At 58.7% G+C, this 22,844-nt stretch carries 19 protein-coding genes; 5 read left to right on the plus strand and 14 right to left on the minus strand.

The window, feature by feature from the left end; translation table 11 throughout:
• Positions 1–46 precede the first annotated feature (46 nt).
• The 4 genes from traI to ACZ495_RS12485 all read right to left on the minus strand — a co-directional run bounded on the left by traI (position 47) and on the right by ACZ495_RS12485 (position 4,211).
• Positions 47–1,873: a TraI/MobA(P) family conjugative relaxase gene (gene traI, locus ACZ495_RS12470; protein ID WP_464262361.1), complete on the minus strand. Its 1,827-nt coding sequence runs from the start codon at positions 1,871–1,873 to the stop codon at positions 47–49.
• Positions 1,870–2,205 (minus strand): plasmid mobilization protein, encoded by a 336-nt coding sequence (locus ACZ495_RS12475; RefSeq protein WP_407845224.1) that lies wholly within the window; start codon positions 2,203–2,205, stop codon positions 1,870–1,872. Before ACZ495_RS12475 ends, traI begins: the two co-directional genes overlap by 4 nt.
• On the minus strand, positions 2,205–3,071 hold the full coding sequence (locus tag ACZ495_RS12480) for a Rha family transcriptional regulator (protein WP_464262362.1): 867 nt from the start codon (positions 3,069–3,071) through the stop codon (positions 2,205–2,207). Before ACZ495_RS12480 ends, ACZ495_RS12475 begins: the two co-directional genes overlap by 1 nt.
• A gap of 252 nt (positions 3,072–3,323) precedes the next feature.
• Complete coding sequence (locus ACZ495_RS12485; RefSeq protein WP_407845226.1) at positions 3,324–4,211, minus strand: tyrosine-type recombinase/integrase; 888 nt, start codon at positions 4,209–4,211, stop codon at positions 3,324–3,326.
• 108 nt (positions 4,212–4,319) lie between these two features.
• On the opposite strand from ACZ495_RS12485, the gene ACZ495_RS12490 reads away from it, so the two are divergent.
• Positions 4,320–4,457: a hypothetical protein gene (locus ACZ495_RS12490; RefSeq protein WP_464262363.1), complete on the plus strand. Its 138-nt coding sequence runs from the start codon at positions 4,320–4,322 to the stop codon at positions 4,455–4,457.
• Positions 4,458–4,705: 248 nt separating this feature from the next.
• On the opposite strand, the gene ACZ495_RS12495 is transcribed toward ACZ495_RS12490, so the two are convergent.
• The 5 genes from ACZ495_RS12495 to asnS all read right to left on the minus strand — a co-directional run bounded on the left by ACZ495_RS12495 (position 4,706) and on the right by asnS (position 10,937).
• Positions 4,706–5,617, minus strand: a complete 912-nt coding sequence (locus ACZ495_RS12495; RefSeq protein WP_015939278.1) for a PP-loop family protein — start codon at positions 5,615–5,617, stop codon at positions 4,706–4,708.
• Positions 5,618–5,677: 60 nt separating this feature from the next.
• Entirely contained in the window at positions 5,678–7,021 is a 1,344-nt protein-coding gene (locus ACZ495_RS12500; RefSeq protein WP_464262364.1) for a glycosyltransferase, read from the minus strand.
• Positions 7,021–7,983 carry an aminotransferase class IV gene (locus ACZ495_RS12505; protein ID WP_015939276.1) on the minus strand — a complete coding sequence of 321 codons (963 nt, stop codon included), beginning with the start codon at positions 7,981–7,983 and terminating at the stop codon, positions 7,021–7,023. The genes ACZ495_RS12500 and ACZ495_RS12505 overlap by 1 nt, the downstream gene beginning before the upstream one ends.
• A gap of 65 nt (positions 7,984–8,048) precedes the next feature.
• Positions 8,049–9,095 (minus strand): aspartate-semialdehyde dehydrogenase, encoded by a 1,047-nt coding sequence (locus tag ACZ495_RS12510; RefSeq protein WP_015939275.1) that lies wholly within the window; start codon positions 9,093–9,095, stop codon positions 8,049–8,051.
• Between the two features lie 477 nt (positions 9,096–9,572).
• Entirely contained in the window at positions 9,573–10,937 is a 1,365-nt protein-coding gene (gene asnS / locus ACZ495_RS12515; protein ID WP_394026936.1) for an asparagine--tRNA ligase, read from the minus strand.
• Positions 10,938–11,137: 200 nt separating this feature from the next.
• On the opposite strand from asnS, the gene ACZ495_RS12520 reads away from it, so the two are divergent.
• Entirely contained in the window at positions 11,138–11,860 is a 723-nt protein-coding gene (locus ACZ495_RS12520; RefSeq protein ID WP_464262365.1) for a response regulator, read from the plus strand.
• Positions 11,857–13,296 (plus strand): ATP-binding protein, encoded by a 1,440-nt coding sequence (locus tag ACZ495_RS12525; protein ID WP_015939272.1) that lies wholly within the window; start codon positions 11,857–11,859, stop codon positions 13,294–13,296. The genes ACZ495_RS12520 and ACZ495_RS12525 overlap by 4 nt, the downstream gene beginning before the upstream one ends.
• Positions 13,297–13,483: 187 nt before the next feature.
• On the opposite strand, the gene ACZ495_RS12530 is transcribed toward ACZ495_RS12525, so the two are convergent.
• Positions 13,484–14,275, minus strand: a complete 792-nt coding sequence (locus ACZ495_RS12530) for a class I SAM-dependent methyltransferase (protein WP_464262366.1) — start codon at positions 14,273–14,275, stop codon at positions 13,484–13,486.
• Between the two features lie 233 nt (positions 14,276–14,508).
• Here ACZ495_RS12530 and ACZ495_RS12535 point away from each other — a divergent pair, with 233 nt between their 5' ends.
• Positions 14,509–14,985 carry a hypothetical protein gene (locus tag ACZ495_RS12535; protein ID WP_015939270.1) on the plus strand — a complete coding sequence of 159 codons (477 nt, stop codon included), beginning with the start codon at positions 14,509–14,511 and terminating at the stop codon, positions 14,983–14,985.
• A gap of 212 nt (positions 14,986–15,197) precedes the next feature.
• Here ACZ495_RS12535 and ACZ495_RS12540 read toward each other — a convergent pair whose 3' ends face one another.
• The 4 genes from ACZ495_RS12540 to ACZ495_RS12555 form a co-directional block, all read right to left on the minus strand.
• Positions 15,198–18,131 carry a diguanylate cyclase gene (locus ACZ495_RS12540; RefSeq protein WP_464262367.1) on the minus strand — a complete coding sequence of 978 codons (2,934 nt, stop codon included), beginning with the start codon at positions 18,129–18,131 and terminating at the stop codon, positions 15,198–15,200.
• 99 nt (positions 18,132–18,230) lie between these two features.
• Positions 18,231–19,172 carry a DNA polymerase III subunit delta' gene (locus ACZ495_RS12545; RefSeq protein ID WP_015939268.1) on the minus strand — a complete coding sequence of 314 codons (942 nt, stop codon included), beginning with the start codon at positions 19,170–19,172 and terminating at the stop codon, positions 18,231–18,233.
• A 14-nt stretch (positions 19,173–19,186) separates the two neighbouring features.
• Positions 19,187–20,464, minus strand: coding sequence for an adenylosuccinate synthase (locus ACZ495_RS12550; protein ID WP_015939267.1), 1,278 nt, complete (start codon positions 20,462–20,464; stop codon positions 19,187–19,189).
• Between the two features lie 296 nt (positions 20,465–20,760).
• Entirely contained in the window at positions 20,761–21,111 is a 351-nt protein-coding gene (locus tag ACZ495_RS12555; protein ID WP_015939266.1) for a hypothetical protein, read from the minus strand.
• Positions 21,112–21,340: 229 nt separating this feature from the next.
• Here ACZ495_RS12555 and ACZ495_RS12560 point away from each other — a divergent pair, with 229 nt between their 5' ends.
• The gene (locus ACZ495_RS12560) at positions 21,341–22,618 is read left to right on the plus strand and encodes a phosphoribosylaminoimidazolecarboxamide formyltransferase (RefSeq protein WP_015939265.1); all 1,278 of its coding nucleotides are present in this window, start codon (positions 21,341–21,343) and stop codon (positions 22,616–22,618) included.
• Positions 22,619–22,844 lie beyond the last annotated feature (226 nt).

The raw sequence follows: 22,844 nt of genomic DNA on the forward strand, positions 1-22,844 counted from the left end.
ATGAGCAGACGGCCAACCAGTCGGCAAGGTCGCTCCTCTTTTTCTTTCATCGTCCGATGCTCTGGTTCCGCTCCCGCTCCAGTTGATGATGGCGGCGTATAACGGCGGGCCGCTCAAAAATATCCTGTCCCTTCCGTTCATAAACCTTCTGTCCACCTATCAGCGTGTACACGGTATCTCCTGATGCTCTGTCCAGGGACCGACTCTTCACATTCCACTTGGCCGACATATAGGCCAGGGCCGTTGCTCTGGCTTCGGGGCTGAAGCTGATACTGCGCCCGGTGTCGCAAATCTTTCCGCCGGTGGGCAGCGTATAAATCACGCTGCCGTGCTTGCTGATCCTGGCAGTGGCTCCACTGGCCAGGCTGTCCATCAGTGCCATGCTGACAAGACGGTTTTTTGCTCTGGCCGAAAGGTCGGTCTTCTCCAGAACTGCGGTCTTGCTGGCCAGATAGGCGGAACGGGCTTGCTGCCGCTCATGGACGAACTGAAGTGTCTCCGGCGCAACTTCTTCCTGCCTGGACCGAAGGACAGCCAGGGCGGCATCATCGCCTTTGGTAGCCTCTTGCCGCAAAAAATCAAGCCAGTTGCCTCCTCCCGCCTGCATGCGCGCAGCATGGAGTTCTTCAGCCTCGTATTGACGGGTCAATTTCATAAGATTTGTTCTGGTTCTGCGCGCTATGGGCCTGTGCTCCAACTCTTTGCGCTTTTCCGCCCACTTCTGACGGATAGCCTCCAGAGAAGATTTTCGCCTCATGTACTGTTGCTGGAACTCCTGCCAAAGCTGATTCCGGTTTGGCGCTTTCTGCAACGGAGCCGCGCCATAGCTCAGTTCGCTTTCCGGCATTGTCTCCCTGGATGCCTGGAAGGCTCCGAACCGGGCTTCCAGCTTCTTCAAAGATAACTCCCGATGTGCGGCGCTGGCCTTGGCCACATGCCGTCCATGTCGGTTTTTGACCACAAGCCCGGCCCCGCGCCGCTTCAGCTCCAGGCCATGCCTTGCAAAGGCCTGGTGTACGTCTTCCCAGGTTCGCGCTTTTTCCAGCATGGCTAAAATAACCTCGCCCTGGTCGCGTACGTAACCCTCAAAGGACTGGCGACCCGTGTGGGCCTCTAGGGCCGCAGCTTTCCCCCCAAGGCTTTTCTCCCGCGCCTGATCACGACCGTTGTCAATGACAAGGCCGTATTCTTTCTCCAGTTCCCGGCACAGCTTGTCGCGTTTGATATAGTCCCGCCAGGGCTCCACCCGCGTCAGTTTTTCCGGGTGGATCAGATTGTAGGCAATATGCATGTGCATATTTTCGGTATTGATATGGACGCCGCAATGACGCTGATGTTCCGAAAGCCCCAACGCCTGGGCAAAACGTTTCTCAATGACTTTGAATAGCTCCGGTGTCAGCTTCGTTTCATCCTCCGGATGAAAGCTGACGATCATATGATACGTTTTCTCCTGCGTGGTGCGCGTATTAAGCGCCTGGGTATCGGCCACTTCCCGGATGGCCAACTCATAGTCATCCCCGGCCCAACATCCGGCACACCAGTTCATAAGGCATTTTTCTGGCTTTACATCTTTGGAAAAATCTGTGTCCCGTCGCACGCGGTCAGCGGCTCGTCGATCAGTGCGTGCATCAACAGACAGAAAGCTCGCAACTCCTCTTTTTTTCCCTTGAGAATAAGATGCCAGACGGCATTCGGACAGCTGACGCATGCGGTTTCCGGCAATGCCTTGACCTGCTTCAACGTGGCGCTGCGGATCATGGAATCTTTGTCCAACGCTCAGCTCCATATCATGATGATGCCCGGCGGCGATATAGTCCGCCAGCCGGGCGTAGTTGTCGTTTTGTGGGGCGCAGGAAATACGTTTGCTGATCATAATGCCCTGATTCTGGCCTTCAGGCTTGCCTGAAGCTGGTCGATCTTATGCAGTAGCCCGTAAATCTGTTCCTTGTGCCCACTGACCAGGGCCTGTTTGAGCAGGCCGCCCAGCCGCCCCAGGTCGGCATTGACCTTCAGCAGTTCCCGCCGGGCCTGCTGATCCTCCCGGCTCTTCACCCGAAAGCCCAGACATACGCGCCGGACAAACTCTGACATACTCAGCCCGGCCCGGTCACTGGACTCCATGATACGAGTAAATTCTTCCGGAGTTACGTAGGCCTTGATCTGTTCTGTGCGCCTGGGTTTTGTGGATTGGGGAGTGTTCTGCATCAGGCCTGTTCTTCCATCTTTAGCAGGTAGTTCCAGTCCCGTGTCCGCTGGAATACCCTGTGCAACAGGCAGCCAGCCAGAGAAAGCATTTTTTGCATGGCGTGAGGTGATAATGAGGGTAGCTCATTGAGGGACACGCCGCTCATATCTTCAAAATCCCTTTCAAGATCCCAGTCCAACGTATGTCTAAACTGCGAGCAGGCCGTAAGCATATTGCGCAGCATGATTACCTGCTCCGGTTCGGAGTCCTGGCCATCTTCCGCATATGCCGGGTGGTTGATCAGAAAGTAGACAAACTCGGAGGCCTCGTTCTGCTGCTCCGCGGTCAGTTCACTCAGATGACTTTTCCGAAACCGGGCGCAGACGATGAACTCGGCGATTACCAGAGGAATCTTTTCCACGAAAGCCCAGTATGCAGTGAACCCGCGCAAAAGTTTGCATTTGCGCATGAGCACCTCTTCTTGCGGTTTCAACGGGGGCAGGGGAATCGGCAAGACCTGACGACGTAACGCCTTTTCCATCGCATTGAAGGCTGCCAAAAACTTCTCTTTCCATGCCGCCGCCTTCTTCCCCGTAAAGCCCATTGCCAGGAAGGCGAAACCGTCTCGGGTCAGGCGATAGGCGGGGAACTCTCGCTTGGCTCCGCTGCCGATTTCCGCCTCATAGACCATTGGCGCAAAATTGCGCTCATGGAACTCCTTCGAGCACTCCAGATTGGAGATAGCTTTGAGCACGTCCTTATGCTCCTTCTCGAAAGCCTCTGCGACGATCAGCGAGGTGGTGAACATCTTACCGCCGTCGATCTCAACAATGTTTTCAATGTGTTGCGTTGTAATATCCTGTTCATTGTTCTGGCTGTCTTTCATGTTTTTTGCTCCTTGTCTTTTAGCGTTGAGCCGAAGGCGAATAAGCAAGCCACCCCCGGCGGTTGAGGGGGCAGGACGTAAAGTGGTACCACTTTACCTGTCCTGCCTTCTTTGCTTTGTGTTAGACTCTATCAGATTACAACGCATCTATGCAATATATTAAAGAATTTTATGGAATGGTAGAGTCTGTGTATGGAATTTTATAGAATCGCCCAAAATCGCATGAATATGCTGATCCTTGGCACCTCTTGGTTATGAGTTGACAACTTTTAGACAATCAGACATTCTGCTCTTCATTAAGGGTAACTGCAGAATAGCTTTTTGCCCTTGCCCTGGTGCTAGGTGGGCATAGCGCAGTGTCATTTCATAGTTGGAATGGCCCAAAAATTGACCTACAAGGCTTAGTGGTGTGCCAGCCTGCACAAGCCATGATGCGAAAGTATGCCGCAATGTATGGAAGCAGACTCTGGCTCGGCGGTCCATGACTCCATGATTGAGACCGCAAGCTTTTACTGCGTTGTGAAAGTGCTTTGAATGTGGGTTTATGCGATGCCCGTTGTCAGTGAAAAGAGTCGCACTAGGTTGTTTGAGATACTTTTGAGCAACTTTTAATGCTTCTGGATGCAGCGGGACTGATCGCCCCTTACCGCTCTTTGAGTCGAGAACGCTACAAAGGTTGGCGGATAGATTAATTTGACTTGGTGTTAATGCGAGAAGTTCCCCCTTCCGCAAGCCGGTTGAAAGTGCAAAAAGCGCAAGATCATGCCACAACTCGGAACGGGATTTTAGGTCAAGTAGCACAGCTTCCGCTTCAGTTGGTGACAGAAACCGTATTCTACGGTTATCAAATTTTGGCATGTGGAATTTTGGAACGGGGCCAGGGTATAGCTCCCATTCGCAGGCGCGATTGAGCACTCGACGTAAAAGTGACAAGCAGTGATGTATCGATTGTGGTGCCTGCTTCTTGCCAATAAGGTGTTTTTCAAATAAGAGAATTTTTAGGGAAGTGATTGAACTGAGTTCATGATTCCCAAGAATCGGTTCGATGTGGTTTGCCCAACGCCCAACCTCAATTTGTTTGTTGCGCGTTGAAACAAGGAGCAGGGCAGCGTAGATTTCAAAGGCCTCGTTGGCTGTCATAAGTTCCTCCGAAGAAGGTGTTATGGAGATTAGACTTCTTCGGGATTTTTCGAATACCTCTTTACATCTGTCGGCGCGACAGGGATTCGGCCTCCGGAGCCAAAGGTCGTGAGTTCGAATCTCGCCGGGCGCACCATTAAAATCAAGCCCTCATGGTTTAAATACCGTGAGGGCTTTTTCGGTCCCAACACCGTTCCCAATACGGATGAAAAGTTCTTCCTACTGGCGGGGTATTTCATCTTCTGACCATAAAAAGCTTAGCCCAGGTCGGCGCTTCGAATCTAATATAACAAATATATGTAGTTATGCGCATATTTGAGCCAAAAAACAGCTTGGCCCCACTGTGGAGCACACACACTATCCATTGTCATGCAGGGGTGATAACGGATGTCCCCCCTTCATTCAGGCGCAAAAAATCCCGGCCCATGTAACACTGGTCGGGATTTTTGTTTGAAGCTGTCAGGGCAGTTATAAAGTGAAATTGCTCTGGTGCGTTATGCACTGTCCCCGCTCAGGGCTGCGCGTATGCGGCAGACGCCGCAGGTATCCCCCGAAGATGTGGGATAGCCGCACAGCGTACAGGGGGCAAGGGTTACCCCCTCTTCAGCTTCGCGCCGTGCGAAAACAGGCCGCCCCCGCGCCAGAAAACCCTGATAAAAGTCCAGTTTGCGGCCGGGCATGGCGGCTTCAAGATTTTGCAGCAGCCCCTTGAGCGTGGTGAAGCTGGCCCCGGGGCTGTAAGGACAGGGCGCATAGTGGTTTTCTATGCCCATCAGAAAGGCATAGTTGGCGGTTTCAAATTCCGTAAGCCGCCACAGTGGTTTGACCTTGCGTGAAAAGCCGTGTTCGCTATCGAGGCGCGGTCCCTGATCGGAAAGGTAGGCCGTGTCCCAGCGCAGGGTGTTGCTGAAAAGACGGGCCACTTCGTCATCAAGGTTGTGTCCGGTGGCCAGGGCGTCAAAGCCCTCATCCAGCGCGACCTTGTTGAAAAAATGACGCTTGATCTTGCCGCAGGCCGAGCAGACGGGCCGGTTCAGGCGCGCTTTGACCGCAGGAATGGCAAGGCCTTCGGCGGCCATTTCCCTGATCATGAGCTTGAGGCCGTGCTTGGCGCAAAAGCGTTCCACGACGCCCCGCGCCGCGGCCGAGGATACGGGAATGCCCAGGTCAATGTGCAGACCCGTGACATTGTAGCCCTGGCGGGAAAGTTCGAGCATGAGGGCAAGGGAATCCTTGCCCCCGGAAAGGGCCACGAGCACACGCTCGTCACGGGTAAAAAGCTTCTGTCCTTCAATGCCCCTGGTTACCTGGCGGGAAAAGAAGTCCTTGTAGCAGTCGGGGCAAAAGGCGGCATTGTGGCTGCGCAGGGCTACTGCGGCCTCGGCTTTGCAGATTTTACACTTCATCGCTGTTCCTGGGCTGTATTTGAAAACGGTATGCCAGAGTATTTCAGTACGTAATTATATTCAAGACCGGTGGGCGTCATCATGGTCCGGCTCAAGCCAGCCCAGTTCGCGGCACCATTGGGTATACAGGGCGCAGGCGCGCGCCGCAAAGGCTTCCAGTCCCACATGGGGGCGCAGCGTCTGCGCGCCGCGTACAAGATCCCGGCGCAGGTCCGCGTTCTGCATAAGGTCGATCATGGCTTTTGCCAGGGCCTGCGGATCGTTTTCTTCCACCAGCAGGGCCGCGTTGTGCGGTTTGCCGCCTTCCAGAGACAGGCGTTCCAGGTGCAGGGGGCTTTGACTGCACAGCAGGGGCAGGCCCGCGGCCACACCGGCCCACAGGTTCTCGGGCAGCTCCTCGGGGGAAGAGCCGGGCGCGATCCAGGCATGGCAGCGGGGCAAGACATCGGGCAGGTGTTGCTCGTTGAGTATGCTCAGGCGTGAGGCCACGCCAAGGCTTTCGGCTTCGTCAAGGATTTCGGCAAGGCGGGGGCCGCCTCCCAGGGCGCGCACTTCCCACGGCGGCAGGTCGTCGCGCTGCCAGATGGCCGACATGGCCCGCATGACCACCTGCGCACCGGAACGCGGCGTCAGGGCATCGGCCAGGCCAAAAACAAAGCGGTCCGGCCCGGAAAGGCCGGAATCAGGCACTGCGGAGCGGCCTGCTTCGCATTCTGCGGCGGGTAAAAAATCGTCAAGGCTCATGCCCGGAGCCAGCAGTGTGAGGGGGGCATGTCCCAGGGGCAGGGTGCGGGGTTTTTCGCCGCATTCCGGACGGGAACCGGTGTTTCCAGTACTGTTTTTTTTGCTCTTGCCCTTCTTTTCGACCGGGGTGTCTGGGGCCTGCCGGGCTTCTGCGGCGGCCAGGCGCTCCATGACATGGCGCGAGCCGCACAGCACCTTGTGGGCAGCCCTGAAGGCCCTGCTTGCGGCGCACTGCCCCTGCGGGGGGCGGAGAGGAAAGGCATGGGCCAGCAGGGTGCCTCCTGCCGGGCGCATGCGCAGTACGCTGCGGCCCAGGGCCACGGCGTCCTGCCCCATTGTCTGCACAAGCAGTTTCTGATGTCTGCGCTGCCAGCGCCACAAGCACCAGAAATTGAAAGGATTGCCGGGGCTTGCCCCGTTTACGGTCAGAACAGGCAGGTTGATCTGGCATGCCCGGGCATGAAGGTACGAAGATTCACGGCAGGCCAGCATGGGGGCGAGACGGCCGCCATCACGCATGGCGCGGGCCAGGGCCAGAACGTGTTCTTCTTCCATCCGCGCGGTGCGCATGGGCGAGCCGAGTTCGGCCCACCGGGCCTGCTCTTCCGGCGAGGCGGGGCCGGGAACCGTATTTTGCAGGGCAATAAGCAGAACACGCATCAGAAGGGAGTACCTTGTTCCATCAAATGCCGCAGCAGGGCATCCTTGAGCCACCGGGCCACCGGACCCGGCCTGCCCAGATGCTCGCCGCAGCCCACGGGCTTTCCGTCAAAATGGGTCACCCCTACGCAGAGGGTGGAACTGGTGAAAAGCAGCATTTCACTGGCCGTGCTGATCTGTTCTTTGGCTATGGGGGCCTCTATTACCGTCATGGGACCGGGGTGGCGGCGCGCGGCCAGTTCAAGGGCGGCCAGCATGGTGGTGCCGGGCAGGATGCGTCTGAGTTCGGGGCAGAGCAGGCGTCCCCGTTCGTCCACAAGGCCCACGTTGGCTGTGGCGGCTTCGCCCATGAAGCCGTCTTCATCAAAGGTCACGGCAACGTCCATGCCCTTGCGGGCGGCCTCCATAGCCATGAACACATTGGGCAGATAATTGGTGTTTTTTATGCGGGCCAGGTATTCCTGCTTGGGCGGGATGTCACTGGTAAAGGCGGTGAGCCCTTTTTCATAAAAGGCTTGGCCCGCAAATTTTTTGCGCAGGGCCACCACATACAGGCCTGCCTGGGGGCATTCAGCCGGGCTGATGCCGAAGCCGCCAGGGCCTCGGCTCAGGAATATGCGCATGTCGCCGTGATCGCTGCCCGAGGCGCGGGCCACGTCCAGTATGATGCGGCGCAGTGTATCCCACGGACAGGGAGGGGGGATGCCGAGAGCCGCGGCTCCGTCCTTGAGGCGCGCAAGGTGCTGGTCAAAGCTGAACAGCCTGCCCTGGCGGTAGCTGATGCTCTCAAAAAGACCGTCGCCCCTGTGGCAGATGTGATCATCCAGCGGCAAAAGCAGAAGGGCCGCGTCAGTGCAGATATGCCCCACCCTGTGATCATAGAACGCCAGCACGTTTTCAGAACCGGGCCGGGGAGCGGCCAGCAGGGCCGCAAGATAGGTATGGGCATCGACTGCTTTCAAGGGCGTCTCCTCAAAAGGCGCGCGGGGCGCAGAACGCCCCGCACGTTTGCTGCATGCGTTCAATATCAGGACATAAAGACGTTTTTGTCCGTCACGCGCACAAGGCCGCGCTGCACAAGCTCTTCGGCGATCTGCACCGTGTTGAGGGCCGCGCCCTTGCGCACGTTGTCGGCCACAATCCACATGTTGAGGCCGTTTGCAATGGTTTCGTCCTCACGGATACGGCCCACATAGGTGTGGTCATCGCCCACGCAGTAGCCGGGCATGGGATACATAAGCTCGCGGGGATTGTCGAACACGCGCACACCCGGAGCCTGCGCAAGCATAACGCGGGCATCTCTGGCCGAAAGCTTTTTTTCCGTTTCCACGTTGACGGATTCGGCATGGCAGTAAAAAACGGGTACGCGCACGCAGGTAGCCGTGACCTTGACCGACGGATCGTTGAAAATCTTGACGGTTTCGTGGACCATCTTCATTTCTTCCTTGGTGTAGTCATTTTCAAGGAAAACGTCGATGTGGGGCAGGCAGTTGAAGGCAATGCGGTAGGGGTAGGTCTTGTTTTCGGGATCGCGCCCGTTGAAGAGGTCGCGCACCTGGCGCTCCAGCTCTTCAATACCCTTCTGCCCGGTGCCCGAAACCGCCTGATAGGTGGAAACAACCACGCGCCTGATTTTGGCCGCATCGTGCAGGGGCTTGAGCGCCACCATCATCTGGATGGTGGAGCAGTTGGGATTGGCGATGATGCCGTTATGGTCTTCCAGGGCCTGGGCGTTGACTTCGGGCACCACCAGGGGGCAGCGGTCATCCATGCGCCATGTGGAGGAGTTGTCCACCACGACGCAGCCGGCATGGGCCGCATGGGGGGCAAATTTTAGCGAAGCGGCGCCGCCTGCGGAAAAAATGGCCAGGTCAATGCCTTCAAAGACGTCTTCTTTAAGTTCCTGAACGGTCAGTTCCTTTTCGCCGAAAGGAACCTTGGTTCCCGCCGAACGGGCGGAAGCAAAGGCACGGATTTCGGTGGCGGGAAAGTCGCGCTCGTGAAGGGTCTTGAGCATTTCACGGCCTACGGCGCCAGTGGCGCCAACAACGGCAACAGTCAGCTTCTTGCTCATGGCTTTTCGCTCTCCTTGGGCGATGCACGTCGGCCTTACGGGGCCGCCGATAAAAAGAGCGCGGCAAATGCGCGCGGTGAGGCGACAGTATAGTCCTGATCGCGGTAAATGTGAAGGGCGCGTTGTGCGCCGCGCGCGAAGTTTTACGCGGGAATCGCCGTTGTGGATAACGAGCGTGAAAACTGCCGGGCATGCGTCAGGTAACGCCGGAACAGCACCGGGCGGGTACGGGATGGGACTGTTTGGCCTGCGCTGCCTGCACTTCAGGCAGACAAGGGGGTGGGTAGGGGAGAGAGGTGTGGCACGCGCCGAGGCAACGGCGGAGCGCACCTGCCGGAACGCGGGGGGGCATCTGCCCACAGGGGCGGCTGCCCATATGGCTGTTCCGCCGGGCGATGCTGCCCGGCGGAACAGTTTTGTACCTTTACGCTGCCGAGGACGAAGATGGATAGCTGCTGCAGTTCAGGCCATTATGGCCTAAAATTCCAGATTGCCCGGCGTACGGGGGAAGGGGATGACATCGCGGATATTGGTAATGCCCGTGAGCAGCATGAGCAGGCGCTCGAAGCCCAGGCCGAAACCGGCGTGAGGCACAGTGCCGAAGCGGCGCAGTTCGAGATACCACCAGTAATCTTCCGGGTTCTGCCCCATTTCGCGTATGCGGGCCTCAAGTGTGGGCAGGCGCTCTTCGCGCTGCGATCCGCCGATAAGCTCGCCGATGCGCGGAACCAGCATGTCCATAGCGGCCACGGTTTTGCCATCCTCATTCTGGCGCATGTAAAACGCCTTGATATCTTTGGGGTAATCATAAACGATAACAGGCTTTTTAAAGTGTTCTTCCGCCAGGTAACGCTCATGTTCGGTTTGCAGGTCTGTACCGAAAGCAACGGGAAAGGCAAAATCCTTGCCGCTTTTCTGCAGAATTTCCACGGCCTCCGTGTAGGACACACGACCAAAGGGCGCAGCCAGCATGTCCTGCAGGCGCTGGCGCAGGCCCTTGTCCACAAAGCTGTCAAAAAGATTCACGTCGCTTTCGCAACGGGTGAGCACATGGTCCACTACGTGCCGGGTAAGCCCTTCACCCAGCTCCATAAGGTCTTCCAGATCGGCAAAGGCCATTTCCGGCTCGATCATCCAGAATTCGGCGGCGTGGCGCGGCGTGTTGGAATTTTCTGCCCGGAAGGTCGGGCCAAAACTGTACACCCGCCCAAGGCCCGTGGCCAGGGCTTCAGCCTCAAGCTGGCCTGAAACCGTCAGGTTGCACTGGCGGCTGAAAAAATCCTGATCCAGGTTTTTTGCGCCCGGCTCAAGTGTGGTCACGCGGAACATCTCGCCCGCGCCCTCACAGTCCGCGCCGGTAAGTACAGGGGTATGCACCCAGGCGAAGCGGCGGCCGCGGAAAAAATCGTGAACGGCAAAGCCAGCCTCGGAGCGGATGCGGAATACGGCTCCGTACTTGTTGGTTCGCGGCCGCAGGTGGGCAATGGTGCGCAAAAATTCGTCGGAATGGCGTTTTTTCTGCAAAGGAAAATTTTCGGGGTCGGCCAGGCCGTAAACCTGCACGTCATGCGCGCGCACCTCCCACTGCTGCCCTTTGCCCGGCGAGGATACAAGTTCGCCCGTCACGCGCACGGCAGCGCCTGTGGCCGCATCGCCGAGGCCCTGATGGGCAGGCGTACCCGCGTCCACGATGCATTGCATGTTGGCGAGGCAGGAACCGTCGTTGATTTCCACAAAGCTGAAATCCTTGGCGTCGCGGCGTGTGCGTATCCAGCCACACAGGACTATGGTGGGCTGGGCCGATGTGGAGTTGAGAGCGTCGATAATCAGGGTTCGCTGCATGGCAGGCTCCTCGGTGAATGAAATTTGTGCAAGTGTAGCGCTTCCGTGAGGCAGGCTCAAGAGCGGAGCCGCCGCATGGCGTGCGCCACCTCTGACTGCGGCGCTGACGAGCGGGCCACGCCATTGAAAGTTCCCGGCCGCGGGCTTACTGTACCCTCGGGTACGCCCGAAAACATGCGGAACAGACATGCAGGGGAAATATGGAACGCCGACAGACCATATGTCTTGTGGATGACGACCGGGAAATCCTGGACCTTTTGTCCGGCTATCTGAAGAAGCACGGCTTTGAGGTAAGCTGCGCCGAAAACGGTGATGCGCTTATGGATATTCTGCGCTGTGACAGGCCGGATCTTATAGTGCTGGATGTCATGCTGCCCGGGCAGGACGGCTTTATGGTCTGCCGTGAGGTGCGGAAGCAGTGGCGCATCCCCATTATCTTTCTGAGCGCGCTGGGTGAAAGCACAGACCGCGTGGTGGGGCTGGAGCTGGGCGCGGACGACTACATGGCCAAGCCCTTTGAACCGCGCGAGCTGCTGGCGCGCATCCGCAGCGTGCTGCGGCGTAACGAGGGTCTGCCTGTGCCGGCCAGAGAAAGCGGCAGCATGCATTTTTCAGGCTGGCGTCTGGACAGGGCGTCCCGCTGTCTGCAATCTCCCTGTGGGGTTATGGTGAACCTGAGCGGCGCCGAGTATCGCCTGCTCATGGCTTTTCTTGAAAACCCGCAAACAGTGCTGAGCCGCGACGCCCTTATGGACCTGACCCAGGGCCGCAATGCCGGGGCGTTTGACAGAAGCATAGACGTGCAGGTGAGCCGTCTGCGTACCCGCCTGCGTGACAAGGGCGGTGAAAAGACTGCGCTCATAAAGACTGTGCGCGGCGACGGCTATATCTGGACGGCGGATGTGCGCCGGGAAAACGCATGAATACCGACCGCCATCTGCCCCAAAGCCTGTTTTCACGGTTGAGCCTTTTTTTGCTCGGGGCTTTTTTTATCCTGCACACCGTGACCATCCTGACCGTGGCCGACTTTTTTGAACGCCATATGGTGCAGAATATGCTGGCGAACCACAGCGCCACCATAGCCCTGTGTGTCCGCATGTTTGAAGCGGAACCCGCGCAGAGCAGGCCTGCGCTCATGAGCGGTCTGGCGCGGTTTTCAGATGTGCGTGTGAAAATGCTGGATGAAAAACCCGACATGCCGCAGGGAACCGATACGCTTTCGCGCTTTTTTCTGGAGCATATCCGTGAGGCGCTGGACGACCTGGCCGCGCCCGGCCAGCAGCCGCGGGCCATGCAGGCTCAGGTGCGGGTGATCATACTCGGCAAAGAGGCCGGGCAATGGGCTTCGCTTTTTGAAAGATTTTTTTCCTTGTGGGACGTGTCCGGCTCGTTCGACGCCCGCCTGACCATAGAGCTTGCCGATGGTTCCTGGCTGGGCATCAGTTACGACGGCCCCGCCCACCGCGCCCATCTTGAAGACATGCCTTTCGTGGTGCTTGGCCTGGAATTCATTGTTTTTGCGGCCTTGCTGCTGCTCATTGTGTACAGGCTGGTGCGCCCTCTGCGCACCCTGGCGCGGGCCGCGGAAAAATTCGGCTCTTCACAACGCCTGCCCCACATGGTCCCCGACGAAGGCCCCAGTGAAGTGCGTCACGCGGCACAGGCATTTAACGCCATGCAAAAGCGTATCAGCGGCATCATGGAAGAACGGGAACGGGTTTTTGCAGCCCTGTCGCATGACTTGCGCACGCCGCTCACCCGCATGCGTTTGCGGCTTGAAAGCACGCCACCCGGGACGTTCCGGCAGAAAATGCTTGAAGATGTGCAGAGCCTGCATTCCACCGTGGAAATGGGTACGGCCATGACCCAGTGCCGCAGACACACGGAGGATCGCGTCAAGGTAGACATGCAGGCCTTTCTTGAGTCCATTGTGGAGGATCGCCGCGAAATGGGGCAGGATGTAACGCTGGCCGGTCCGGAGCTTGAGCTGCTGGCCCTTGTCTATCCCGTGGCCCTGCGGCGCTGCCTGGACAATCTGCTGGATAATGCCCTGCGCTATGGGCGGGAGGCTGTTCTTTCCGCTTCAGTGCAGACGCTGCCCGGCAGAAAAAGCGTGCTGCGCGTGGATATTGACGACAAGGGGCCGGGCATGGACCCGGCCTTGCTCGAAAAGGTTTTTGAACCATTTTTTCGTGTGGAAGGTTCGCGTAACAGGCATACGGGCGGTCATGGCCTTGGGCTTTCCATTGCCCGCAGCATGGCGGGCCTGCATGAGGCCGCGCTGTTTCTTGAAAATCTGCCCCAGGGCGGTCTCAGGGCGCGGCTGGAGTTGCCGCTGATGGATGAACGCCGCGCCTGAGACCACAAGGCCCGCCACTGGCGGAAAGACGTTTTGGGCGAACGAGGTGCGCTGGGCGTCCGGCAGTCTTGACGGGGCGAACCGCCCGCCCGGCGGGAACGGGCCTGCCGGGCCACGCACGTGTAAGCTGTGCGCCAACGGCCTGCCGGAACAGGGGCAACGCGGAGGCTGGCGGACCGTTGCAGTCTTACAGGCCTGCCCTGCCGAGCATATAGGCGTAACGCTGCGGGCGGCTGTGGATAAGGGTGTGCCGCAGAATCCGGAAGCCGTGCTTGCGGGCCAGGCATTCCACATCTGCATGCGACAGGCGGAATGTATATTCCGAGGGCCGCCGCTGGCTTTCGGGCTTGCGCCAGTCTTCAGTATGGTACCGGTTGTTGGGCACGCTGTTATACCTGTCACTGATGACGTCGAAAACAAAAACGCCGTCGGGCTTCAGGCAGGGCCTGTAGGTTTCCATAAAGGCATCCAGCGATGTGTCGGGCAGGTGGTACAGCCAGTTGACCGACAGTATGGCCCCCTGATTTTCAGGAAGGCGGGTGGGTGACAGGGCGTTGTCCTGCCAGGTTTCCAGGCTGTGCCCCAGATATTTTTGCAAATGCTCGCTGAAGTGCAGCACCCGGGGGTCAATGTCGCTGCCCGAAAGTTGGGTAAAGCCCTTGAGGGCCAGCCACAGCAGGTTGGCTCCGCTGCCGCAGCCCGGCTCAAAAACAGGAGTATCCTGCGGCAGGTAGCGGGCAATCCAGCCGCAGGGGATGCATACATGACGGCGCGGCGTTCTGTGCGCCACAGCTTCTACATGCCATGGCGGCGAATCACACTGGCTGCCGGTTTCTTTAAGAAAACGCAAGGGAACGGGCAGGGAGTGCCCAAGGGGCCACCTGTCGCGCAGGTAGTCCATGCCCTGTTGAAAAAGACCCTTTGTGACCGGTGCGGGAACAGGAACCTGTATCCGTGAAAAAGCAGTTTCATTATGCATGGTTCCATATATAGCAGCGGGTGGACGGCAAACTGTGTGCCCAGTATGACAAATTGTAACAAAGTGTTGCAGCTTCTGCGGCATGCAAAAACGCGTATGTTCACGCAACGGGCCGAAGCTGTACTTTTCATTTTTCTAAACTTTATATAGACTGGCTGCGGCAGGGCAGCATTTGCGGCCTTGGTGCCGCAAGACGTAGCCTGCCCACATTCTGTACCGTTGAGGGAGAAGGCATGAACAAAATATTTGGCATTCTGGCCCTGATCTGTGTTCTGGCAGTGGCGGGCATGGCGGCAGCCGCCACGCCGCAGGCAGGCAAGCCCGTGCAGGACAAACCCGAGAAAGGCGCGGACCGTGTGACTGTGGTCAGCGTCTCCGTCGAGGGCACGGACAGCATCGGGGCGCGCCTCGGCACGAGCCTTAAAGAGCGCTTTAACAAAAGCAGCCTGTTTACCCTGAATGACGATGAAGAAAAGGATCAGCCCAAGTTGTACGTCATGCTGGAAACCAGGGCGGAGTTTCCGGATCGCCCGGGCGTCGGCTCGGTCTATTCGGTGTGCTGGGTTTTCAAGCAGGGCAAGGGGTATCTTGGATATCTTCTGGCCCGCGAACTTGGCACCGTCAACTACGAAGAGGTGGATGGGCTGGTGGACAGGCTGGTGGAGCGCACTGACGGTATCGCGGCCAAGTACAGCAGCCTGTGGAAGTAGCGGCAATGCCGCAAGGCGGATACGGCCGTACCCGCCGCAGACGTGCCGAACGGTTATACAGGCATGCAGGCTGGAAAAATATTCTGCCAGAAAGGCTCCCCGTCCTCGGGGAGCCTTTCTTTGCCCTTTATGGAGCATGCTATTTTTGCGGTTCGCGCAACAGGGGCAGGCAGCCTGCCCCACCAGAGTGGGGGCTACAGCCAGGGACTGTTTCAGGCGTTGGATGGCTGGCCCTGTTCTGATTCCGGATGCTCCACGGGCGGGTCATCATAGAAGACGTACCGGTTCTTGCCGAGCTGCTTGGCGCGATACTGGGCGTTGTCTGCCCGCTGGAGGGATTCTTCATAGGAATTTTCGCTGCCGTCAAACATATAGATGCCGATGCTGGCGCTGATGTTCACGGCTTTTCCCTCGCGGTCGAAATGCATGGCCAGGGCCTTGAGCACGGATTCTGCCCGCGCGGCCACGGCGTTGCGGGTGATGCCCATGGCAAAAACGCAGAATTCATCGCCGCCGAAGCGCCCCACGGCATCCACATTGCGGAAGATGCGCCTGAGGGCGTCCGCGGCGTCGATCAGGGCGACGTCACCGGCCATGTGTCCCAGGCTGTCGTTAAGCTCCTTGAAGTTGTCCAGATCAAGAAAGAGCAGGGCGTGTGTCTTGTCGCCCTTGGGCCGGACAGGCATGTTCTGCATGACCTTTTCGCGAAAGGCCACCTTGTTGTAAAGATCCGTCAGGCTGTCGCGTTGCGACAGGCGCTCCAGCTCGGCTCTGCGGCGCACCTCTTCGTCAATGTCCACAATTTTTCCCACAATATGCAGGGGCGCGTCTTTTTTGCTGATGCGGGTGGTCTGCACCCTGCACCAGATGTATCGCCCCTGGGCCGTGGGAATGCGCATCACGCTGAAAACAGTACGTTCTCCCCCCCGTACCCGCCGCCGCATTTCCGTAAGGGCTGGCAGGTCGTCGGGGTGTACTATCTGATCATTGCGCGGGCGCCCGTCAGGGGTGAACATGGGGGTGCTGTCGCGGCCGAATTTTGTGAAAAAATTGGGCGAGCAGGTGAACTGCCTTTTTTCCATATCCATATCAAAAATAATATCCTGAGACTGCTCCAGCAGAATGCGGTAACGCTCTTTTTCCTGTTCCAGTTCTTCCTGCATATGTTTTTGTTCTGTAATGTCCACCACAACGCAGTCCAGGCTGGGAAGGGCTATGGCCTGCCCGTCGCTGGACCATGTGCAGCGCAGCAGGGCCGGCATGGGCTGGCCGTTTTTACGGCGCAGGTGCAGTTCCATATTGACGGAAGAATTTTCTTCACGGCGGCTTTCAAGCAGCCTGAACAGGCTCTCTGACTCTTCGGGACTCAGAAAGTCGGCAAGGCAGGGATTTGGGGGCGGGTTGTCGCTATAGCCCAGCAAATGCCAGAACCCGCTGTTGGCGTTGCGGATGTCCAGGCGGGGATTGTTGATGAGGCTGATGACGCTGCCGTTGATATTGTTTGCCATATTGGTGAGGCGGCGCTCGCTTTCCTGAACGGTTCTGCCGCTCTTGCGCCGCAGATAGGCAAGGTAGGCAAAAAAGGCCAGGCCGAAAAGCAGCATCTGCCCCAGAGCCGCCAGCAGGGTGCGGTGCTCGTAGGCCATGTCCGACAGGCTCATGGGTGAGGCCACCGCGGAAATGTTTTCAGAAATGATCTGGCTTTTGCTTTTTTCGTCGATATTCATGAGCAGCTTGTTGAGGATGTTCAGCAGAGGCGGCGGCATGGCCGCGCTGACAGCCAGGCGGCTGTCTTCAAAACCGCTGTGTTCCTGCAGGGGTACTATTTCGCGAAAGCGGGGTCTGGCGAGCAGATAGTCCACTTCAAAGCTGGTTTGCAGCAAAAGGTCTGCCTGGCCTGCTGCTACGGCTTCAAGGCAGCATTCGATGTCGGGGTAAGAAACCACGCGCAAGGCGGGATAATTGGTATTAAGGTACACGTGCCCGCCGCGCCAGACGGCGGGTATGGCGACTTGCAGCGGAGCGCCGGGTGGAATTTCGGAAAACTTTTTGCTGTACAGGTTCAACCCGCTGCGCAGTACGGGCGAGGTCAGCGTATACAGGGGGCTGGAGTTGCATATTGTGGAATACATTACGCCGGCACACAGGTCTATTTTGCCTTGCCTGAAATAGTCGTTCAGGCTCATGTCCGGATCATCCATAGGCACGAATTCGAAAATCAGGCCGCTTGCGCGGCTGAGCTTGCGAAGTATGCCGGGCAGGATGCCCCGTGTCTCGCCTGTGCTTTCATCGTGCCAGATCAGGGGCTTGCGCATGGGGCTGTAGCCCACGCGCAGGGGTGGGCAGGAACGTATGAAGTCTCTTTCGGCCTTGGTAAGCGGCGTCTGGTAGCTGCGCCACAAATGGGTGCGCGAAAGTTTGTTTTCCAGATCGGGCTGTTCCAGTTTTAACTGGGCTATGCCGTGCTCCAGTTCTTTCATGAGCTGGGCATTACTGTGGCTGGTGATATAGAAAAAAGGCCTGGGGTCGTATTTTGCCAGCACCGCTTCGTCAGCTTCAAGGCTGATGACGGAAGTCAGTATGGCGTCGATGCCCCCGGCTTTCAGTGCATCGCGGGAGTCTTTGGCAAGCCTGAAAGGAATAAGCTGCGGCGCGGTAAAGTTGTTGCGCGCGGCGTAGGCCATAAAGTCTGCCCGCCAGGGGCTGTCGCTGGTGACGCCTATGCGCAGGCTTTCAAATTTTTTGAAGTCTTCGTAAACAAGAGGCGTGTCTTTTGAGGCAACAAGGGCGGTATAGGTGATGCCGCTGGCATATGGAGAATACAGAAAACGCCTGGCGCGTTCGGGGGTGTGCAGCGCGCCGCCAAGAAGATCGATCTGGTCTTTTTCCAGCGCGCTCAGGGCGGCGTGCCAAGTGTCAAAACTGACAAACTTTACCTGCCATCCGGTGTATCTGCTTACCTGCTCCAGGTAGTCAACGTCATAGCCGACGGGACGGCCGTTTTCCAGATCGTGAAAACCACCCATGGGAAAAATGCCCACCTGCACAATGCGGGAGGCAGCCTGGGACGGCAAACTCCAGAGAGCCTGTGCAATGCAGAAAAGCATCCAGGCCAGAAGTTTCAGGACGCGAAAGTTCCTGCGCATGTCCCTTTGCCCCCATCAAGACTCGTATGCAAGCACGCAGCCCGGCCATGCCGCCCCCGGCACAATTCCGCCGGCAGCGAAAATCCGGTATGTTTGTCGTCAGTTGCGGGCCGCAGTCGCAGCGCGCGGTTCTGTCCGTACACTCCGCAGGCGCAGCACATATATGCGCGCGGCCAGGGCTTCAACGGCTCTTGCCGGGGTAAGCCCGTACTGCAAGGCATCCTGCGCTTCTGTCAGCCACTGGCAGACAAGGGCCAGGTCTTGCGCGCTCAGGTTTTCCAGGGCCGGATCCAGCGGAGAAGTGTTATCAGTTATTATTTCAGAAAGTATACGGTTTATGGATTTCTGGCAACACAGTAAAAGGCGTCCGGCCTGGGCGGCGTCCAGTGCTCCCTTGGCGGCCAGTGCGTCCAGAAGCCCCTGGCCGGTCAGCAGAAAATGCGCCAGCTTTTCTTCCCACGGGCGCATGGCGTCATCTGCGGCACGGCTGTCGGGCCAGGGCAGGGTAAGGCAGAAAGAACGGGAAACAAGGGTGGGCAGCAACTGTTCGCGCTGTGGCGCGAGCAGGACGAAAACTGTGGTGGCCGAGGGTTCTTCCAGTGCCTTGAGCAGGGCATTGGCGGCCTCGTCACGGGTAAGGGAAAGGCCCATAAGCAGAACAACGCGACGTCCGTTCCCGTGGGGGGCGTCGCGCAGGCGGCTTTTAAGCTCCCGTACGCGCTCCATGTTGAAGGCGCGTACGGGGCCGGGATTTTCTTCGTCTTCGCGGTTGCTGATACGGCCATCGTAAGCGGCAAGGTCAAGGTGCTCTCCGGCCGCGATCTGCAGGCAGACGGGGCAGGCAAGGCACGGTGCGCCGGAATGGGGTGCCTGCGGGCAGTTGATGCGCGCGGCCCAATAAAGGGCCATGTCGCGCCGCTGGGCTTCGCTGCCGCCTTCAAGCAGCAACACCTGGGGCGGGGCCGCCCCAAGGCGGTTCAACGCATCCTTGAGCCTGTCAAAGGCCGGAACAGCAATAGCCGGAAGCATGGGCGCGGTCATGGCGCGACTGCGCCTCAGCGCACGATGGTCTGTCTGCGCTCGGCGCCTACGGAAACCATGCTCACCTTTACACCGACAAGCTCTTCAATACGCGCGATGTAGGCCCGTACGGTTTCGGGCAGGTCATCAAAGCGGGTGCATCCGGTAATGTCTTCCTCAAAGCCGGGCAGGTCTTCATATACGGGCGTGACCTTTTCAAGCGCGCCTTCTTCCTGCGGCATGTAATCAAGCTTGTGGCCTTCATATTCATAGGCCACGCAGATGCGAAGGCCGGGCAGGTTCTGCAGCACGTCAAGCTTGGTCAGGGCTATGTCGGTCATGCCGCACAGGCGCACGCTCTCGCGCAGTACCACGGCGTCCAGCCAGCCGCAGCGGCGCGGGCGGCCCGTGGTGGCCCCGAATTCGTGTCCCTGGGTGCGCAGGTAGCTGCCGGTGTCGTCAAGCTGCTCGGTGGGAAAGGGGCCGGAACCCACGCGGGTGGTATAGGCCTTTACGATGCCCACCACGCGGTGCAGGGCAGAAGGACCCACGCCGCAGCCCGCTGAGGCATTGCCCGACACGGTGTTGGAGGACGTGACAAAGGGGTATGTGCCGTGGTCGATATCCAGGTGAATGCCTTGCGCGCCTTCAAAAAGAATGTCGCCGCCCTGGGCCTGGATTTTCTGAATGTGGTCTTCCACTTCCGTAAGGTATGGCAGCAGTCGCGGGGCGAGGGCCAGCAGCTCTTGGCATACGGCGGCTTCGTCCAGCGGATCAAATTTGTACAGATCGCGCAGCAGGGTGTTTTTTTCCTGCAGGGCGTGGGCCACCTTGGCCCGCACCAGGTCGGGATTGGCCAGATCGCCTGCGCGCAGGCCCACACGGGCGGCCTTGTCTTCGTAGCAGGGACCGATGCCGCGCCCGGTTGTGCCTATTTTGTGCGAAGCGCGTTTGGCTTCGCGGGCTTTGTCCAGGCTTTTGTGGTAAGGCATGATGAGGTGGGCTTTTTTGCTGATGCCGAGCCTGGCCGCGGAAACGTCAACGCCCTTGGCAGCCAGGTGGTCCACTTCTTCAAGAAAAACGTGCGGGTCAAGCACCACACCGTTGCCGATGAGGCACATCTTGTCAGCGTGCAGTATGCCCGAAGGAATGAGGTGAAGGATGGTTTCTTCGCCCTGTACCTTGATGGTGTGCCCGGCATTGTTGCCGCCCTGAAAACGGACAATGGCCCGGCTTTGGGCGCTCAGCATGTCAACGATTTTGCCTTTGCCTTCGTCGCCCCACTGTGCGCCGATGATGACCGTATTCGCCATGATTTTACCTGCCTGAAACGCCGCCGCAGGGGAGGCGTACTGTCATGAGGAAGCGTTACGCACCCGCGGGCGCGACAAATGACCGCTTTGTCAAACTGCCAAAAGCAGGACGCAAAGCCTTTCATGGTACCTATCTCGGATGCAAATGCAAGTCAAATGTCCATAACGGTACAGGATCGTCCGCAGGTCATGCGTTTGCGGGGTATGCGCCGCAAACTATGACTCGCCTGTGACCGCTGAAATGCCCGTCTGCATGCCTTGCGGCTGCGGGCGGGTATGGCGCAGTGGCCGGGCTGCTACGGCTTGCCGTCTTCGTCATCCTCTTTGAGGGGATGAAATTTCAGAACGCGGCAGCGTTGCTCGGGAACGTCTTTTTGCGGCGGCTCCAGGGAAAACTCGGGCGCAAGGCCGGGCAATTGCGGGGCAAGGCCCTCGCGGCCCTGACTCTGCCGCGACCAGTGGTAGTTGAAAAGCTGGTTTTTCCAGCGTTTGGCCTGAATCAGGGAAAAGATGAGCGTCGCCTCTTCCCACTTTCTTGTGGGCTCAAAGCGGCTGCTTACGGTGGCGTATTTGCTCCACAGCGACATGAGTGACGCTTCGTCGATCGTATCCAGTTGCTGCGCCAGCCGGGCAAGCAGTTTTTCCATATATCCTCCGCTGATAAGTGCAGGGCGCGCCAAGGGCGCAAACCTGCCTTGTGAATCCTGAGCGACAAGGCAATGTAGGGCCTGCCCTGTGTTTCGTCAACGCGCAGGCGGCGCCAGCCATGCGGCAAAGCCGCGCCGCGCCGCATGGGCTGCGGATTTGGACTGGTGGGGCGGCTTCTTCTGTGCTATGCAAAACCCTTACCTGACCGGCGAACATCTGGAGGCAAGCATGTCGGATCTCAAGGCCATGTACAGCACTGTCCGCAAGGACGCTTTTCCCGAAACCATGACCATCATTCTTGGCGATGAAAAACTCGTGTTCCAGAAGCGTGTCTGGACGCTGGACGGCGAGGAAAAGGGCCTGCGCTATGGGGAAAACCCCGATCAGCCCGCAGCCCTGTACGCCCTGAAAGAGGGTTCCATCACTTGCGGCGGCCTCCAGTGGCGGGGTCCGGGGCACGGCATTGTTTCTGCCCTGACCGAAGAGCAGATGATCCAGGCGGGCAAGCACCCCGGCAAGACCAACCTGACGGACGTGGACAACGGGGCCAATATTCTTCAGTACCTCGCAGACCGCCCGGCGGCAGTCATTCTGAAGCACAATAATCCCTGCGGCGCGGCCTGGAGCAGGGACGGCGTGGCCACCGCCCTCGAAAAAGCCTTCTGGTGCGACCGTATCGCGGCTTTTGGCGGCGCGGTGGTCGTCAACCGTTCCTTCACCCGTGAGGCCGCCGAAATGGTAGCCGCCAACTATTTTGAAGTGGTAGCTGCTCCGGCTTTTGAAGAAGGCGCGGTGGAGATTCTTAAAAGCCGAAAAAACCTGCGCATTATGGAACTGCCCGGCCTGGGCCGGCTTGAGGAACTGACCTCGTCGGCGTTTCTCGACATAAAGAGCCTGTCCGACGGCGGTATTGTAGTGCAGAAGTCTTTTGTAAACCGTGTTCTTTCCGGCGACGATTTTTTGCCCGCCACCGCCACCACAAGGGACGGCCTTTCTGTGGCGGCACGTGCGCCAAGCCCGGCTGAGCTGGATGACCTGCGCTTTGCCTGGGCCGTGGAGGCCGGTGTCACCTCCAACTCTGTCATTTTTGTGCGTGACGGGGCCACCGTGGCTATCGGCACGGGTGAACAGGATCGCGTGGGCTGTGTAGAGCTTGCCATACACAAGGCGCACACCAAGTATGCGGATACACTTGCCTTCCGTGAACTGGGCCTGACTCTTTACGAGCTGAAGCTCAAAGCCGCCGAAGATAGCACCCTGGCGGAAAAGCTGGCCGACATCGAGCGGCGCACAGAGGAAACCCACGGCGGCCTTGCCGGGACGGCCCTGGTGTCCGATGGTTTTTTCCCCTTTCGCGACGGCGTGGATGTAGCCATTGCCCAGGGCGTTACGGCCATAGCCCAGCCAGGCGGATCCATGCGTGACGCCGAAGTCATCATGGCCTGCAATGAGGCTGCTCCGCAGGTAGCCATGGTTTTTACGGGGCAGCGTTCTTTCAAGCATTAAGCCCGGTGGCATCGGGCCGGATCGCGCCAAGGCGCGGTCCGGCCCTGCCGCCTGTATTTTCCCGGTCTGCCCCGGCCCGTGCGGCAGACTGGTCATGCCCGCGTTGTCAGGGGGGGGCCGCCTTCCTTGTTGCCCCGGAGCAGTCTGTTTTCAGGGCAACGCGGCGCTGCGGCTGCCCGGGCAACGGCGTAGGCCGCCGTCCGCCGCGGGGGCGCAAGGGCAGCGC

It is taken from the genome of Desulfovibrio sp. GTC20076 (genome assembly GCF_055385905.1).

Excerpts from the sequence above, each read along its gene's own strand:
- ACZ495_RS12530 (WP_464262366.1), bottom strand. The coding sequence starts at position 14,275 with ATGCATAATGAAACTGCTTTTTCACGGATACAGGTTCCTGTTCCCGCA.
- ACZ495_RS12500 (WP_464262364.1), bottom strand. The coding sequence starts at position 7,021 with ATGCGTGTTCTGCTTATTGCCCTGCAAAATACGGTTCCCGGCCCCGCC.
- ACZ495_RS12510 (WP_015939275.1), bottom strand. The coding sequence starts at position 9,095 with ATGAGCAAGAAGCTGACTGTTGCCGTTGTTGGCGCCACTGGCGCCGTA.
- ACZ495_RS12485 (WP_407845226.1), bottom strand. The coding sequence starts at position 4,211 with ATGACAGCCAACGAGGCCTTTGAAATCTACGCTGCCCTGCTCCTTGTT.
- ACZ495_RS12550 (WP_015939267.1), bottom strand. The coding sequence starts at position 20,464 with ATGGCGAATACGGTCATCATCGGCGCACAGTGGGGCGACGAAGGCAAA.
- asnS (WP_394026936.1), bottom strand. The coding sequence starts at position 10,937 with ATGCAGCGAACCCTGATTATCGACGCTCTCAACTCCACATCGGCCCAG.
- traI (WP_464262361.1), bottom strand. The coding sequence starts at position 1,873 with ATGATCAGCAAACGTATTTCCTGCGCCCCACAAAACGACAACTACGCC.
- ACZ495_RS12495 (WP_015939278.1), bottom strand. The coding sequence starts at position 5,617 with ATGAAGTGTAAAATCTGCAAAGCCGAGGCCGCAGTAGCCCTGCGCAGC.
- ACZ495_RS12480 (WP_464262362.1), bottom strand. The coding sequence starts at position 3,071 with ATGAAAGACAGCCAGAACAATGAACAGGATATTACAACGCAACACATT.
- ACZ495_RS12545 (WP_015939268.1), bottom strand. The coding sequence starts at position 19,172 with ATGACCGCGCCCATGCTTCCGGCTATTGCTGTTCCGGCCTTTGACAGG.
- ACZ495_RS12535 (WP_015939270.1), top strand. The coding sequence starts at position 14,509 with ATGAACAAAATATTTGGCATTCTGGCCCTGATCTGTGTTCTGGCAGTG.
- ACZ495_RS12525 (WP_015939272.1), top strand. The coding sequence starts at position 11,857 with ATGAATACCGACCGCCATCTGCCCCAAAGCCTGTTTTCACGGTTGAGC.
- ACZ495_RS12540 (WP_464262367.1), bottom strand. The coding sequence starts at position 18,131 with ATGCGCAGGAACTTTCGCGTCCTGAAACTTCTGGCCTGGATGCTTTTC.
- ACZ495_RS12475 (WP_407845224.1), bottom strand. The coding sequence starts at position 2,205 with ATGCAGAACACTCCCCAATCCACAAAACCCAGGCGCACAGAACAGATC.
- ACZ495_RS12560 (WP_015939265.1), top strand. The coding sequence starts at position 21,341 with ATGTCGGATCTCAAGGCCATGTACAGCACTGTCCGCAAGGACGCTTTT.
- ACZ495_RS12555 (WP_015939266.1), bottom strand. The coding sequence starts at position 21,111 with ATGGAAAAACTGCTTGCCCGGCTGGCGCAGCAACTGGATACGATCGAC.
- ACZ495_RS12520 (WP_464262365.1), top strand. The coding sequence starts at position 11,138 with ATGGAACGCCGACAGACCATATGTCTTGTGGATGACGACCGGGAAATC.